Origin of the sequence: Pseudooceanicola atlanticus, assembly GCF_000768315.1 — a bacterium.
GTDB lineage: Bacteria > Pseudomonadota > Alphaproteobacteria > Rhodobacterales > Rhodobacteraceae > Pseudooceanicola > Pseudooceanicola atlanticus.
In genome coordinates, this window is the sequence record NZ_AQQX01000013.1 from 71,060 (window position 1) to 85,424 (window position 14,365).

The window sequence follows — 14,365 nt, forward strand, 5'->3', positions numbered from 1 at the left end:
CAGAGCCTTACGTTGTTCCCGGTAGCTGCCAGTAATACCGCAGTGTGCAACTGGGATTGGCCGATACGTTAAGGTCAGGCCGGTGTCGCCGGAAGGACGGTCTTCAGCCTGGCCGGGTCGATCGGCTTCATGCAGGTTTCCGCGTCTGGGTAACGGCGGTTTATCTCCGGGCCATCGACATGGCCGGAATGGAAGATCAGCCGGACACCCTTGTCCATCAGCATGTCGGCCAGCGGAAAAACGTGTCCGTCGCGAAGATTGACGTCCAGAACCGCGATATCGGGCATCGTGTCATTCAACGCGGCCTTGGCGGATTTCATGTCGGCGAAAGGCCCGATGACGTCATAGCCCAGATCCTCCAGCATGAATTGCAGATCCATCGCGACAATCGCCTCGTCTTCACATAGCAGGACCGTCCGATTAGGTGCTTTTGCCTCCGGCGCTCGGGACATATTCCAAGGTCATCCTTCGATTGTTGGCGCCGGTCGATACATCCAGACGCCCGTTAAGCTGCATCGCCGAAAGCTGAACCAGAGTTGACCCAAAGCCGGCTTTTTCTTCTTTTTGAACAACGTCTTCAGACAGAATTTCGTTCCAGCTTAAAATAACGCGGCCGGTGTCGTCTTCTTCCCAGCTCACGATGAGTTGACCTTCGCGGGCGCCGAGAACCCCGTATTTCGCCGCGTTCGTCGCCCATTCGTGCAGAAGCAGCGACAGCGCGGTCAACTCGCCCACTTCGATCCGGATCTCGGGGCCCGTGATGCTGATTTCGGCCTGGTCGTCGTAGGGCTCCAAGGATGCGGCCACCACGTCGGCCAGCTTGAGGCCCTCGCGGGACGGGGCGCGCTGCGTCATGTCATGCGACCGCGCCAGCGCACTAATCCTCAGCTGCATCGCATCGACCACGTCGTCGACAGTTTCGGCCGACCGGCCGACGATCCGCAACATGCCCGAGATGATGGCGAACATGTTCTTCACGCGATGGTTCATCTCGCGCAGCATCATTTCGCGGACGTCGCGGTCTTCCTGTTCGCGGGTCACGTCGAAGGCGACGCCGAGGATGCGGGTGGCCTTGCGACTGTGCATGCGTTGGCCGACGATCTGCATGACGCGCGACCTGGCATGGTCCGATGCCGTGCGGAAGGTCACGTCGATATGGTCGCCATCGTCCTTGGCGGCATCAAAGGCGTCCTTCACGTGGTCCCGGTCTTCCTCGTGTACGCCAGCGTAGAATGCGTCCGCGTCCAGATGCTCGTCGTCGAGGCCCAGGAAGGACACGCCCGTCGCGTCGATGCGCAGGGTGTCCGCGTAGGGGTCGAAATCCCAGACCGACAGGTTGGACACGTCGAGGGCCAGGCGCAGCCGTTCGCTTTCCTGCTCTAGCGCGTCTTCCAGCCGGACGGCATCGGTAAGTTCCGAAAAGACCAGCGTCGCCCCGTCCAGCTGTCCGTCGCGGGACCGGTAGGGCGTCACCACCAGCGACCAGGTCCGTTCCTCGGTGCGGTCCCAGACCCGCAGGTGCCGGACCTCGCCGTCGCGCATCACCTCGCGGGTGGCGTCCAGCATCTCTGTATCCTGGCGCAGGGCGCTGGTGACCTCGGTCAGGGGGCGGCCACGGTCGGAGTTGCGGAAGGGATAGATGCTCTGGATCGCGTCGGTGTAGTTGCGGATCGCCATGTTGGCATCGACGACCACAAGGGGCAGGGCGGTCGAGGCAAAGAAGTTGGACAGGTCGGAATTGGCCACCGAAAGCTCGTCGACCTTGCTCTTGAGTTCGTCGTTGACGGTCGAAAGCTCCTCGTTCGTCGACTGGAGCTCTTCGTTCATCGACATCATTTCTTCGTTGGAGCTTTTCAGCTCCTCGTTCGCGGTCTCCAGTTCCTCCACCGTGGTGTGCAGGCGGACACGCGTGGAGCGCAACTCGTCCTCAAGGCTCTGCACATGGCTGTCCATCGGCAGGACGCTGTCGAAATCCTCGTCATCGCTGGGTTGGAACCGGTCGCGTTCGCGGAAGACCAGAAGGAAGGTCCCGTCCGTCAGCGGTTCGCCGATCAGGTCGAAGGCCTGGCTGCCGAATTCGGACTGGGCCGTCAGGTCACGCGAAATGGTACGCTTCTTGTTCTTGCTGACCTGCCGCACGATCGCCGAGATCGCCTCGCGCACACCGGGCCGTGCGATGGAGGGGGCAAAACGGTTCGTGTCGCCACCCGCACTGTAATCCAGGTACTTGCCCAGCCGTCCGGTGGATTTCAGGATTTCGCCCGCCGCCGTCACCCGAAGGGTCGCGGGCGCATAGGCGGCCAGGATCCGGTCCGTCGCGCCACCATCGTCCCATTCCAGACGCTTCGAGGGTTCCTCGTCATATTTCGGGCGCCGCTTGTTGTTGCTGGCCGAAGGCTCCTGATGGCGGAGGTGCACGGGGTATTCGGGGCGGCCGTTATTGCGCCGGAACACGCGGGCGGACTGGTCGATGGCCTGGAAGGCATGGTCGTAGCGGCCAACCGTTTCGGACGGTCCCAGGAACAGCACCCCGCCCGGCTTGATCGCGTAGTGAAAGATCGGCATCGCCGCCTTCTGCAACTGGTCGCCGAAATAGATCAGCAGGTTGCGGCATGACAGCAGGTCGATATTCGAGAACGGCGGGTCGCGGACGATGCTGTGCACCGAGAACCGGATCATGTCGCGGATCTTGGCCGAGACCTGGAAATGGCCGTCGCGCGCGATCGTGTAGGCCTCGCGCATGTCTTCGGGAATGTCGGCCAGCGCGGCCTGGGCATAGGTCCCTTCGCGCGCGATCCGCAGCATCTGTTCGTCGATGTCGGTGGCGAAGATCTGGATGTTCACCGACCGTTTCTGCCGACGACATTCATCGGCAAACAGCATCGCGATGGAATAGGCTTCCTCGCCGCTGGAACAGCCGGGCACCCAGATGCGGATGTCGTCTTCGTTGCCGGAATTCTGGACCATCGGGCGGATCGCGGTGTCGCGCAGCACCTCGAAATGCTCGGCATCGCGGAAGAACCGGGTGACGTTGATCAGCAGGTCCCGGAACAGCAATTCGCATTCCCGCGGGTCCGACCGGATGTGCGTGAGGTATTGCTCGGCATTTTCCAGGTCGAGGACCTGAACCCGCCGCTGCACCCGCCGGATCAGCGTGGATTGCTTGTAGCCCGCGAAATCATGACCGACGAAATTCCGCACCACGGCGCAGATATCGTTGAGGTTCTTCTCGATCGTGTTAGCCAGCTGGGTGTCGGTCTGGTCGAGAACGGAATGCGCGTAATAGGCCCGGATCGCCTCCACGATCTCGGACGGGCGGCGCACGAAATCCACCAGGCCGGTATTCTGCGCCGAGGTCGGCATGCCGTCATATTTCGCGGATTTCGGCTCCTGCACGATGCAAAGCCCGCCATGTTCCTTGATGGCGCGCAGCCCCACGCTGCCATCGGCGCCGGTGCCCGACAGGATCACGCAGGCCGCGAACCGTCCCTGGTCGATGGCAAGGCTTTCGAAGAAATCGTCGATGGGGCGCCGCAGGCCACGGGGCTGGGCGAACTCCGTCAGGTCCAGCACGCCCTCGCTGACCGACAGGCCGACGCCGGGCGGGATGATATAGACGTTGCCCGCGCGGATCTTCTCGCCCCCCGAGGCCTGTCGGACGGACAGGTCGGTGTGACGGGACAGAAGCTCGGCCAGCAGGCTTTCGTGGTTCGGGTCGAGGTGCTGGATCACCACGTAGGCCAGGTTGGCATCGGGCGGGGCCCCCGCCAGCATCTCCCGGATCGCCTCCAGCCCGCCGGCCGACGCGCCGATCCCAACGATGCAGAGCCGTTCCGACTCCTCGCCAATCTGCTCGCTCTCGTCCCTCTCTTCGTCGCGCATGTCCCTGTCCGGTGGCTCCCTAACCGATTAGCTGTCCGAAAAGGACAACCGGGCCATCATGGCCACGGAATCCGCCAGCAGCTTGGCCGAGCCCATCATGGCCAGACCATATTCGCGGCCGATCTGTTCCACGTCACTCAGCGCATGCCGCAGTTGTTCGTCGTTCGATGTGATCTTCGCCCGTTGCAGGGCAGAGGTCATGTCGAATTGCGAGGCAAGGATGTATTTCACCTCGTCCTCGCTATTGCGAAGCCGCGACATGAAAACGTAGTTGTGAAAGACCGTCCCGTCCTTGCGGTAGTTGAGGATCGGAAAACGCCCGTTATCCTGTCCGACGCCGTGCACGAACTGGTGCAGGGGCCGGCGCATGTCCTCGGTCGTGCGCTCGCCTTGCAGGAAACGGCAATTGTGGTGAAGGACATCCTCTTCGGAATAGCCTGTAAGATCGCAAAAGGCGTCGTTGACCAGAACGAGCGGCGCATCTTCCGAGGTGTCCGATAGAGCGAGGGCGATCCCGGACCCGCGCAAGTAGGTTGTCAGCCGCTCAGGCAACTTCAAGTTCGTGTCCCTTTGCTCAGCCGCAGGTCCCTGAAAAGTCTAAGTATGGACTTGTCGGGCGCCTTGGCAAGCCAGAGCGGTATTACCAGAATACCTTTTCCGCCGAGAATTGATCAAAGGTGGCGGACGTTTTTATGTGGTGACATCAGGGTGGAGTCAAAGATCGCACCATGTCGCCACGCCAATCCGTCCTAAGTGGTCGGCGCAACACCGAATGTCGAGATCATGGTCAGGATTTCCGCGATCTGGTCTTCGAATTCCGCAGGCGCGGTGCGGTCGCCCGAAAGATACTTCTGAAGGTGATAGCGGAAGGGCGCATCCAGCATCATGTACGCTGTTCGGGGCGCTATATCCGTCTGCCCGGTCCGGTTCAGGAACTCCGCCACGAGGTCGACGAGAGCCGCTTCGATCTCTGCCACGACCGCGTGGAATGCTGGATCGAACATGGCCTGCGCACGGATGTCGTACCACAAACGGTGGGTTTCCGCGTCGCGGCGGATCGACAGTGACAGCCCTTTCACGAACCGATCGGCAAGCTGGTCCGTCGCCACATCTGCAGACAGGATCGACTGCATTTCAGCCATGAACCCCGATTTGTAGCGCAGCACGCAATAGGTGATCAGGTCGGCCTTATCCTCGAAGTAGTAATGCAACGTGCCGACGGCAACGCCCGACAGCTCGGCGATGTCGCGCAGGCTGGTGCGGGCGTAGCCAAGCTGCTTGAGCGCCGCGATGGCATTGTCGGCCAACTCGTCCTTCTTGCGGGCGCGCTTCGCGGACTTGGCGTCGGCCTTCTCTGCAAGCCGCGTGATCTTGTCGAGTTTGGTCACCTTCTGGCCTTCCCCCCGCTGCACTGGCGGACATACCCGGCGGACCCATACCTTAGGGGCAAAAGGGCCATTCCCCCGCCCGCAAGCGGGCAGGGGGACCGGGTCAGCTTGTGCCGAATGGCTGTTTCCGACCTCCCCTTGGCACCCTGGAGCCGCCGACCCGTGGCCTGCCGAACTACCACGATGGGATCAGTGTCGGACGTCCGGGCCCGTGCGCCCTTGCCAACGGCAAGGGCAGACAGGTCCCGATCCAGCGGGGGACGGTCCGTAACCTGGTCCTTAGCGACCCGGGTCATATCACGCATCTTCCAGCAACACGTCGCCATAGGTGTCGCGCAGCTTGTTCTTCAGAACCTTGCCGGTCGCGCCCAGTGGCAGGTCATCGACAAAGATCACGCGATCCGGGACCTGCCAGCTGGCGACCTTGCCGTCGTAGGAGGCCTTCACTTCGTCCTCTGTCGGCGATGCCCCTTCGGCGGCAACGGCCAGGATCACCGGCCGTTCATCCCATTTCGGATGCCGCGCGGCGATCGCAGCGGCATTGGCGATCTTGGGATGGGCGATGGCGATATTCTCAAGCTCCACGGTCGAGATCCATTCGCCGCCCGATTTGATGATGTCCTTGGACCGGTCGCGGATGACCATGTAGCCGTCGGCATCCAGCGTCGCGACGTCGCCAGTGTCGAACCAGCCATCGTCGGTCAGGGCGCTTCCGTCCTGGCCGAAATAGCTGTCGACGATCCAGTGGCCACGGATCTGCAATTCGCCCTGCGTCTCGCCGTCCCGCGGCAATTCCTGGCCCGCATCGTCCACGATCCGCAGGTCCACGCCCCAGGGTGGACGGCCCTGGCTTTCGCGCAGCTTTGCCTGTTCGGCCGCGTCCAGCCCGGAATGTTTTTCCAGAAGCTGGTTCAGCGTACCAAGCGGCGAGGTCTCCGTCATGCCCCAGGCGTGGATCAGTTCAACGCCGTATTCATCGCGGAATTCGCGGATCATCGAGGGCGGCAAGGCAGAGCCGCCGACAACCGTGCGCTTCATCGAGGTCGGCTTGATGCCCGTGGCCTTCAGCCCGGCCAGCAGCCCCATCCAGATGGTGGGCACGCCCAGCGACAGGGTCACCTGTTCGGCGTCGATCAGGCGGGCCAGGCTTTCCCCGTCCAGTTTCGGCCCCGGCATCACCAGCTTGGCCCCGACCGCCGCCGCGATATAGGGCACGCCCCAGGCATTGACGTGGAACATCGGCACGACGGGCATCACCGCGTCGCGCGCAGCCACGTTCAGCCCGTCGGGCTGGTTGCCACCGATAGAATGCAGGACCAGTGAACGGTGCGAATACTGCACGCCTTTCGGGTTCCCGGTGGTCCCTGAGGTGTAGCACAGCGCTGCCGGCGCATTTTCGTCCAGGTCCGGCCAATCTGCGTCGGGGGCAGCCTGACCCAGCAATTCGTCATAGAAAAGCAGGCCCTCGACCATGGCGGCGGCCTCTTCGTCGCGCGGGCCCATCAGCACGTAATGCTTCACGGTCTTCAGGTGCTCGCCCAGTTTCGCAGCTACCGGCAGGAATGTCCGGTCGAGGAACAGCACCTCGTCCGCGGCATGGTTGAGGATGTAGACCATCTGTTCGGGCGTCAGGCGCGGGTTGATCGTGTGGGTCACACGGCCGCCGCTGCCGATCCCGAAATAGAGTTCCAGGTGACGGCGATTGTTCCAGGCGATGGTGGCACAGCGCGCCCCCGCAGAGACGCCCAGACCGTCCAGCGCCGACTTGATGCGCCGGGCATTGGCGCCGACCTCGCCCCAGGTCGACCGGCCGACCGATCCGTCGGTCTCGACCGAGACGATCTCGGTCCCGGCATGGTATTTCTCTGCATGGGCAATCAGCGACCCTGTCGTCAGGGCTTGCCACATCATCGTTCCGGACATCCTGTCCTCCTTCATTCTGCTGCGATTGCAGCGGGTTTGACGCCGCGGATCATGTCCGCCGCACGTTCCGCAATCATGATTGTCGGGGCGTTGGTGTTGCCGCCGATCAGGGTCGGCATGACCGAGGCATCGACGACGCGCAGCCCCTCCATCCCGTGGACCCTGAGTTGGGGATCGACCACGGCCATGTCATCGACGCCCATCTTGCAGGAGCCGACCGGGTGATAGATCGTGTCGGCCCGGGCGCGGATATGGCGTTCCCAGTCCTGATCGCTCATCCCGTCGGTCACGCCGAACAATTCCTTATGGCGATAGGGCGCCATGGCCGGAGCCTTGATGATCTCGCGGGTCATCTTGGCCCCCTTGATCGTCGTGTCCAGGTCGCGCGGGTCCGACAGGAATTGCGGGTCGATGCCCGGCGCCGCCAGCGGGTCGCCGCTTTGCAGGAAAACCTTGCCCCGGCTGTAGGGGCGCAAGGCGCAGACATGACAGGAAAAGCCATAGCCCAGATGTAGCTTGCGCGCGTGATCGTCCACGACGGAGATCACGAAATGCAGCTGGATATCCGGCCGGTCCAGCGACGGATCGGTTTTCAGGAACCCGGCGCCTTCGGCAAATGGCGTCGCGATCATCGACTTGCCGTCGTTGCGCCATTTCAGGATGTGCTTTGTCAAACCGATCGTACCCGCCAGCCCGATCCCGAAATTGTCGGTGTCCTTCGACTTGTAGCCGAGGATGAAATCCAGGTGATCCTGAAGGTTCTTGCCGACGCCGGGTAGGTCATGCACGACGTCGATCCCGTGGCGCTGGACCTCTTCGGCGGCCCCGATCCCCGACAATTGCAGCAGCTGCGGGGAATTGAACGCGCCGCCGCACAGGATGACCTCGCGTGTGGCAGTCACGCGGGCGTCCTTGCGACCCTTTCGATACGTCACGCCGGTCGCGCGCTTGCCTTCGGTCAGGATCTTCGTGGCATGGGCGCGGGTGATGATCGTCAGGTTTTTCCGGCTCTCCCGGATCGGATGAAGGTAGGCCGCCGCGGCAGAGCATCTTTCGCCGTTTCGCGCCGTGTCGTGAAATTGCGTGACCTGGAAGAGTCCGACGCCTTCGTTGTCGCCGGTGTTGAAATCTGCCGTCTCGCGGTGCTGGCATTCCGTCGCGGCCTGAACGAAGGCGCGGCTCATCGGGCGCGGGGCCTTCTGATCCGAGACGTGAAGCGGCCCGCTGTCGCCGTGGAAATCGCCTGCACCGGTTTCGTTATTCTCGGCTTTCAGGAAATAGGGCAGGCATTCGTCCCAGGACCAGCCGTCGCAGCCCATATCGGCCCAGCCGTCGTAATCCGACTTGTGCCCGCGGATATAAAGCATCGCGTTGATCGCGCTCGATCCACCCAGCCCCTTGCCGCGCGGCTGATAGCCCTGACGTCCGTTCAGGCCGGGTTGCGGCACCGTGTTGTAAGCCCAGTTCGAGATCTTGCCATGCCCCGGCAGCATGGCCACGACGGCAGCGGGGGCGCGGATCAGGATATGGTTCCCGTCGCCGCCCGCCTCGAGCAGGCAGACCGAAACAGATGGGTCTTCGGACAGGCGTGACGCGAGGGTCGACCCCGCCGACCCGCCGCCCACGATCACGTAATCGAATGACGTCCTGGAATTCATTTTGCCCTCCCAATGCGGGGTCTCCCGTCCCCGCAACAAATTTGAACAAAATTTTTGAACACTTGTCCAGAAAATCCATCCGAATGGTCGGGGCGCGCATCTGGGCGATTGCTCGGGAGCCGGGCGCGACACCGATGGATTATCTATTTAGGAAGCGGATGGAAAAGGCCTGCCAGATGCTTCAGGCGCGGTCTCGGCAGAGCAGCCCGGCCCTGGTCTCGTCGATCGCCTATAATTGCGGGTTCAACGACGTGTCCTATTTCAACCGGCAATTCCGCAGGATGTTCGGCTGTGCCCCCGGTCAGTTCACCGCCGACCCGGTCACTTCTGATCCGAAAGCCTGACGATCAGCGCATCGATCTCGTCCAGCAGGGTCTCGAGCCGGTCCTTGCCGACAAGCGCCTCGATCTCTTCGTAGATCTTGGCGCTTTCCGGTGCGGCCTCGGCCAGGAAGGCGCCGCCGGCGGGGGAGAGGTTGATCAGCGTCCGGCGCCCGTCGCTCTGGTCCTTGCGCACCTCGATCAGCCCGCGTGCCTCCAGCGTCTTGAGGATGCGCGACAGTGACGGGGCAAGGATCGCCGCGCCCTTTGCCAGGTCCGACGCGTCCATCGCCTCAGCCTCGTCCAGCACCCGCAGGACCCGCCATTGCTGCTCTGTTATGTCCAGCCGGTGAAGCAGGGGCCGAAACCTGTCCATCACGGTTTCCCGCGCCCGCAATAGAGCAATCGGCAAGGTCCGGCGCGTCTGGGCAAGGGCTGCGGCCGACGCCGCTCGGGGCTTTGTCATGGATCGAATACCTCTCGGCTGGGGCCGGTTTATTTCACAGGTTAAGCATTGACAACCGATTAGATCATTAACATGTTAAGCGAAGGGAGTGAGAATCATGCCGCATCTGTCTATTGAGTATTCTCAAGGGGTTGGTGGCGATGTCCGCGTGGAACAGCTGTGCCGCGCCGTGCATGCCGCAATGATCGAGGCCGGGATCTTTCCTGTCGCCGGCATCCGGGTCCGGGCGCATCGGGCGGATGTCAGCATCGTCGCCGACGGCCTTCCGCAGAACGATTTCGTCGCCATGACCCTTGCGGTCGGCACCGGGCGCTCGACCAAGGCGTTGCAGGATGCGGGCGGGCTGATTTTCAGAGCCGCGCAGGGGGTGCTGTCGGACCGCCTTGCCGAACCGCATTTCGCCCTGTCGCTGGAGATCCGGCAGATCGACCCCGACCTCAGCTGGAAGGACACACCCATCCACGCCCGGCTAGCAAAGAAGGATTGAGACATGAGTGTTCTCGAAGACAATATCGCGAAGGCCCGCGACTACATGGCGGGGTTCCGTGACGGCGGAGTGATGAACCATATCGACGGCCAGTCCGTCCCCGCCGCCTCAGGCGCGACATTCGAAACTGTGTCGCCGGTTGATCTGTCGGTGCTGGCCAGCGTAGCCCGTGGCGGGGAAGCGGATATCGACCGCGCCGTCGCATCGGCCAAGGCGGCCTTTCCCGCCTGGTCCCGTACCCCCGGGGCAGAGCGCCGCAATATCCTCATCAAGGTGGCCGAAGCGATCGAGGCCCGGGCCGAGGAAATCGCCTTCACCGAATGCATGGATACCGGTCAGGCCCTGCGCTTCATGTCCAAGGCCGCGATCCGCGGCGCCGCCAACTTCCGTTTCTTCGCCGACCAGGCACCGCATGCGGAAAACGGCGAGGTCACCCGCACGCCCACGCAGATGAACACGACCTCGCGCCGCCCGATTGGGCCGGTCGGTGTCATCACCCCGTGGAATACGCCTTTCATGCTGTCCACGTGGAAAATCGCCCCGGCGCTCGCCTCGGGCTGCACCGTGGTGCACAAACCGGCCGAATTCAGCCCCATGACCGCCAAGCTGCTGGTGGAAATCGCCGAAAGCGCGGGCCTGCCGAAGGGGGTGCTGAACGTCGTCAACGGCTTTGGCGAGGATGCGGGCAAGCGTCTGACCGAACATCCCGACATCCGGGCCATCGCCTTTGTCGGCGAAAGCCGCACCGGGTCGATGATCATGGCGCAGGGCGCGGCCACGCTGAAACGCGTGCATTTCGAACTGGGGGGCAAGAACCCGGTCATCATCTTCGACGATGCCGATATCGACCGCGCCGTCGATGCCGCGACCTTCATGATCTATTCGCTGAATGGCGAACGCTGCACCTCGTCGTCCCGCCTGCTGGTGCAGGACACGATCTATGACGAGGTCACAAGCCGCGTGGCCGAGGTCGCAGGCCGGATCAAGGTCGGCCATCCGCTGGACCCCGACGCCGTCGTCGGGCCGCTGATCCACCCAGAACACGAAGCCAAGGTGCTGTCCTATTTCGACAAGGCGCGCGAGGAGGGCGCGACCATTGCCGCAGGCGGACAGAAGTTGGGCGAGGCGGGGTGCTATGTCGCGCCCACGCTCTTCACCGGCGCCAGCAACGACATGGCCATCGCGCAGGAGGAAATCTTCGGCCCGGTCCTGACCGCCATCCCGTTCAAGGACGAGGACGAGGCGCTCAAGCTCGCCAACGACGTGCAGTACGGGCTCGCGGCCTATCTGTGGACCAACGACCTGAACCGCGCCATGCGCATGACGGACGACCTTCAGGCCGGGATGATGTGGGTGAACTCGGAAAACATCCGCCACCTGCCCACGCCCTTCGGCGGCGTGAAGGCCAGCGGGATCGGCCGCGACGGCGGCGACTGGTCCTTCGATTTCTACATGGAGACGGTCAACGTCAGCTTCCCGCGCGCCTTGCACAAGATCCCGAAACTCGGCGGCTGACCCCGCCCCCGCACCGCCACGTCTCAGAGGGAGGAGAGACATCATGCCCATTCCAGCCCCGAACCTGTACCCACCATTCAACATCATCCGCCTCAGCCACGTGGATTTCGGCGTGACCGACCTGGCCGCGTCCAAGGCATTTTACGTCGACACGCTCGGCCTGCAGATCACCGACGAGGACGACACCACCGTGTATCTGCGCGCGATGGAGGAACGGGGCCATCACTGCATGGTGCTGCACAAATCCGACGCGGCCCATGTGAAGGCCCTGTCCTACAAGGTCTATGACGAGGGCGAGCTGGACAAGGCGCATGAGTGGTTCAGCGCCCGGGGCCACCCCGTGGCCTGGGTCGACCGCCCCTATCAGGGACGGACGCTGGCCACGCAGGATCACCTCGGCATGCCGATGGAGTTCTATTTCAAGATGGACCGGCTGGAGCCGATCCACCAGAAATATGCGCTCTACAAGGGGGTGAAACCTCTGCGGATCGACCATTTCAACTGTTTCGTCCCGGACGTGGACGAAGCGGTGGCGTTCTACAACGAGATCGGGTTCCGCGTCACCGAATATACCGAGGACAGCGAAAGCCAGCGGCTCTGGGCGGCGTGGACACATCGCAAGGGCGGGGTGCATGACATCGCCTTCACCAATGGCCTTGGGCCGCGCCTGCACCACACTGCGTTCTGGGTGCCGACGCCGCTCAACATCATCGACCTGCTCGACCTGATGGCGACCACCGGCTACGTGGCGAATATCGAACGCGGGCCGGGGCGGCACGGGATTTCGAACGCCTTCTTCCTCTACATCCTCGACCCCGACGGCCACCGGATCGAGATCTACTGTTCCGATTACCAGACCGTCGACCCGGATCTCGAAGCGATCCGCTGGGACCTGAAGGACCCGCAGCGCCAGACGCTCTGGGGCTCGCCCGCGCCGCGGTCTTGGTTCGAACACGGCTCGACCTTCGAGGGGCTGGCCCCCGTGGCCTCGACCCTCGGTGCATCACCGATCATAGCGCCCTGACCTGACAGAGAGTTTCCCATGACCCGTATTGCCGCTTTCCACGTCAACGGCGCCGACCGCTACGGCGTTGTCACCGATCAGGGGATCATCGACCTGACCCCGGAATTCGGGGACCGCTTCAAGGGCCTGAAAGAGGTGGTGGAGGCCGGTGCGCTGCCCGATCTCGCCGCCGCCGCCCAGGGCCGCGACCCGACCTGGCGCGAAGAGGACGTGACCTTCCTCATCCCGATCGCCAATCCGGAAAAGCTGATCTGCATCGGGGTGAATTTTCCCGACCGAAATGCCGAATACAAGGACGGCACCAAGGATGCGAAATCCTACCCGTCCATGTTCATCCGCTTTCCCCGGTCCTTCGTCGGCCACGGAGAGGCGCTGGTCCGCCCGCCGGAATCCGAACAGCTGGATTACGAGGGCGAAGTGACCATCGTCATCGGCAAGGGTGGGCGCCGGATCGCAAGGGAAGACGCCTATGACCACATCGCCGCGATCACGCTCTGCAACGAAGGCACGATCCGCGACTGGGTGCGCCACGCAAAGTTCAACGTGACCCAGGGCAAGAACTGGGACCGGTCCGGCGCAATCGGCCCCTGGATCGTGCCCTTCGACCGGCCGGAACAGCTGGACGATATCCGCATGGAAACCCGCGTGAACGGCGAGGTCCGGCAACAGGACCGGACAGGCCGGATGATGTACGATTTCCGATATATCGTGAACTACGTCTCGACCTTCACCACGCTCGTCCCCGGCGACGTGATCGTCTGCGGCACACCCACCGGTGCCGGGGCCCGGTTCGATCCGCCGATCTGGCTGAAACCCGGCGACGTGATCGAGGTGGAGGCCGAAGGCATCGGCATCCTGCGCAACACGGTGAGGGACGAATGATGACCCCGGACCAGATCAACCAGGCCGCCGCCGACCTTCTGCAGGCCGAGGCAACGCGGCATCAGATCGGCATCCTGTCGGGACGCCACCCGGATATGACCCTGGACGACGCCTATGCGATCCAGTCGGCCCAGATAGCGCAGAAGCTGTCTGCCGGGCGGCAGATCATCGGCTGGAAGATCGGCCTGACCTCCAAGGTCATGCAAGACGCGCTCGGCATCGACACGCCCGACAGCGGCGTTCTCTATGACGACATGATGTTCGAAACCGGGGGCAGGGTGCCTGCGGGACGGTTCATCCAGCCCCGGATCGAGGCCGAGATCGCCTTCGTCATGAAGGCCCCGATTGATGGCGACGTCACCCGTGACCAGGTGCTTGCCGCGACCGAGGCCGTCGTGCCCTCGCTCGAAATCCTCGATACGCGGGTGCAGCGGGTCGATCCGGCCACGGGGCAGCCACGCAAGATCTTCGACACCGTCGCCGACAATGCCGCCAATGCCGGCATCGTGCTGGGCCGCGAACGTCACGCGCCGGGCCAACATGACCTGCGCTGGACAGGTGCCATCCTGCGCAAGAACCATGAAGTCGTCGCGACCGGCCTGGGGGCCGCGGTCCTGGACGATCCGGTGATGGGCATCGTCTGGCTGGCCCGCCGTATGGGCCAGTACGGACAGCGGATCGAGGCGGGGCAGGTCATCCTCTCCGGCAGCTTCATCGCGCCGCTGGAATGTCCGTCGGGCACCGTGATCGACGCCGATTTCGGCCCCTTCGGCTCCGTTTCCATATCGTTTGACTGAGGGTCTCGCCATGCCCGCCGGAT

General features: G+C 63.3%; 13 protein-coding genes. 6 read left to right on the plus strand and 7 right to left on the minus strand.

The genetic code is table 11. From position 1 onward, the window contains the following. Nucleotides 1-74 precede the first annotated feature (74 nt). From ATO9_RS19310 to ATO9_RS19340, 6 genes are all read right to left on the minus strand, one after another. Nucleotides 75-452, minus strand: coding sequence for a response regulator (locus tag ATO9_RS19310; protein ID WP_052418476.1), 378 nt, complete (start codon nt 450-452; stop codon nt 75-77). Then, a complete protein-coding gene (locus tag ATO9_RS19315) occupies nt 421-3,882 on the minus strand; it encodes a CheR family methyltransferase (RefSeq protein WP_043753270.1) in 3,462 nt (1,153 codons plus the stop codon). Before ATO9_RS19315 ends, ATO9_RS19310 begins: the two co-directional genes overlap by 32 nt. A 27-nt stretch (nt 3,883-3,909) precedes the next feature. Next, a complete protein-coding gene (locus ATO9_RS19320) occupies nt 3,910-4,440 on the minus strand; it encodes a PAS domain-containing protein (protein WP_043753271.1) in 531 nt (176 codons plus the stop codon). A 191-nt stretch (nt 4,441-4,631) separates the two neighbouring features. Beyond that, on the minus strand, nt 4,632-5,270 hold the full coding sequence (locus ATO9_RS19325; protein ID WP_043753273.1) for a TetR/AcrR family transcriptional regulator: 639 nt from the start codon (nt 5,268-5,270) through the stop codon (nt 4,632-4,634). Between the two features lie 297 nt (nt 5,271-5,567). Further along, on the minus strand, nt 5,568-7,193 hold the full coding sequence (locus ATO9_RS19335; protein ID WP_043753277.1) for a long-chain fatty acid--CoA ligase: 1,626 nt from the start codon (nt 7,191-7,193) through the stop codon (nt 5,568-5,570). Between the two features lie 11 nt (nt 7,194-7,204). After that, nucleotides 7,205-8,851 carry a GMC family oxidoreductase gene (locus ATO9_RS19340; RefSeq protein WP_043753278.1) on the minus strand — a complete coding sequence of 549 codons (1,647 nt, stop codon included), beginning with the start codon at nt 8,849-8,851 and terminating at the stop codon, nt 7,205-7,207. 83 nt (nt 8,852-8,934) lie between these two features. Between ATO9_RS19340 and ATO9_RS24795 the strand changes: the two genes are divergently transcribed. Beyond that, nucleotides 8,935-9,195 carry a helix-turn-helix domain-containing protein gene (locus ATO9_RS24795; protein WP_043753280.1) on the plus strand — a complete coding sequence of 87 codons (261 nt, stop codon included), beginning with the start codon at nt 8,935-8,937 and terminating at the stop codon, nt 9,193-9,195. Here ATO9_RS24795 and hpaR read toward each other — a convergent pair. Continuing rightward, nucleotides 9,173-9,637 carry a homoprotocatechuate degradation operon regulator HpaR gene (gene hpaR / locus ATO9_RS19350; RefSeq protein ID WP_043753282.1) on the minus strand — a complete coding sequence of 155 codons (465 nt, stop codon included), beginning with the start codon at nt 9,635-9,637 and terminating at the stop codon, nt 9,173-9,175. The genes ATO9_RS24795 and hpaR overlap by 23 nt on opposite strands. 97 nt (nt 9,638-9,734) lie before the next feature. Here hpaR and ATO9_RS19355 point away from each other — a divergent pair, with 97 nt between their 5' ends. Genes ATO9_RS19355 through hpaH form a run of 5 tightly spaced genes read left to right on the plus strand, consistent with a single transcriptional unit; the run spans nt 9,735 to nt 14,342 of the window. Continuing rightward, nucleotides 9,735-10,124 carry a 5-carboxymethyl-2-hydroxymuconate Delta-isomerase gene (locus tag ATO9_RS19355; protein WP_043753284.1) on the plus strand — a complete coding sequence of 130 codons (390 nt, stop codon included), beginning with the start codon at nt 9,735-9,737 and terminating at the stop codon, nt 10,122-10,124. A 3-nt stretch (nt 10,125-10,127) separates the two neighbouring features. Next, nucleotides 10,128-11,639: a 5-carboxymethyl-2-hydroxymuconate semialdehyde dehydrogenase gene (hpaE, locus tag ATO9_RS19360; protein ID WP_043753286.1), complete on the plus strand. Its 1,512-nt coding sequence runs from the start codon at nt 10,128-10,130 to the stop codon at nt 11,637-11,639. A gap of 43 nt (nt 11,640-11,682) precedes the next feature. Next, nucleotides 11,683-12,663 (plus strand): 3,4-dihydroxyphenylacetate 2,3-dioxygenase, encoded by a 981-nt coding sequence (hpaD, locus tag ATO9_RS19365; protein WP_043753289.1) that lies wholly within the window; start codon nt 11,683-11,685, stop codon nt 12,661-12,663. A gap of 18 nt (nt 12,664-12,681) precedes the next feature. Further along, on the plus strand, nt 12,682-13,545 hold the full coding sequence (locus ATO9_RS19370) for a fumarylacetoacetate hydrolase family protein (RefSeq protein ID WP_043753291.1): 864 nt from the start codon (nt 12,682-12,684) through the stop codon (nt 13,543-13,545). Further along, on the plus strand, nt 13,545-14,342 hold the full coding sequence (gene hpaH / locus ATO9_RS19375) for a 2-oxo-hept-4-ene-1,7-dioate hydratase (protein ID WP_043753293.1): 798 nt from the start codon (nt 13,545-13,547) through the stop codon (nt 14,340-14,342). Before ATO9_RS19370 ends, hpaH begins: the two co-directional genes overlap by 1 nt. Nucleotides 14,343-14,365: the final 23 nt, after the last annotated feature.

Coding starts and splice junctions, on each gene's coding strand:
- hpaD (WP_043753289.1), top strand. CDS start 11,683: ATGCCCATTCCAGCCCCGAACCTGTACCCACCATTCAACATCATCCGC.
- ATO9_RS19370 (WP_043753291.1), top strand. CDS start 12,682: ATGACCCGTATTGCCGCTTTCCACGTCAACGGCGCCGACCGCTACGGC.
- hpaE (WP_043753286.1), top strand. CDS start 10,128: ATGAGTGTTCTCGAAGACAATATCGCGAAGGCCCGCGACTACATGGCG.
- ATO9_RS19310 (WP_052418476.1), bottom strand. CDS start 452: ATGTCCCGAGCGCCGGAGGCAAAAGCACCTAATCGGACGGTCCTGCTA.
- hpaH (WP_043753293.1), top strand. CDS start 13,545: ATGACCCCGGACCAGATCAACCAGGCCGCCGCCGACCTTCTGCAGGCC.
- ATO9_RS19335 (WP_043753277.1), bottom strand. CDS start 7,193: ATGTCCGGAACGATGATGTGGCAAGCCCTGACGACAGGGTCGCTGATT.
- hpaR (WP_043753282.1), bottom strand. CDS start 9,637: ATGACAAAGCCCCGAGCGGCGTCGGCCGCAGCCCTTGCCCAGACGCGC.
- ATO9_RS24795 (WP_043753280.1), top strand. CDS start 8,935: ATGGTCGGGGCGCGCATCTGGGCGATTGCTCGGGAGCCGGGCGCGACA.
- ATO9_RS19340 (WP_043753278.1), bottom strand. CDS start 8,851: ATGAATTCCAGGACGTCATTCGATTACGTGATCGTGGGCGGCGGGTCG.
- ATO9_RS19355 (WP_043753284.1), top strand. CDS start 9,735: ATGCCGCATCTGTCTATTGAGTATTCTCAAGGGGTTGGTGGCGATGTC.
- ATO9_RS19315 (WP_043753270.1), bottom strand. CDS start 3,882: ATGCGCGACGAAGAGAGGGACGAGAGCGAGCAGATTGGCGAGGAGTCG.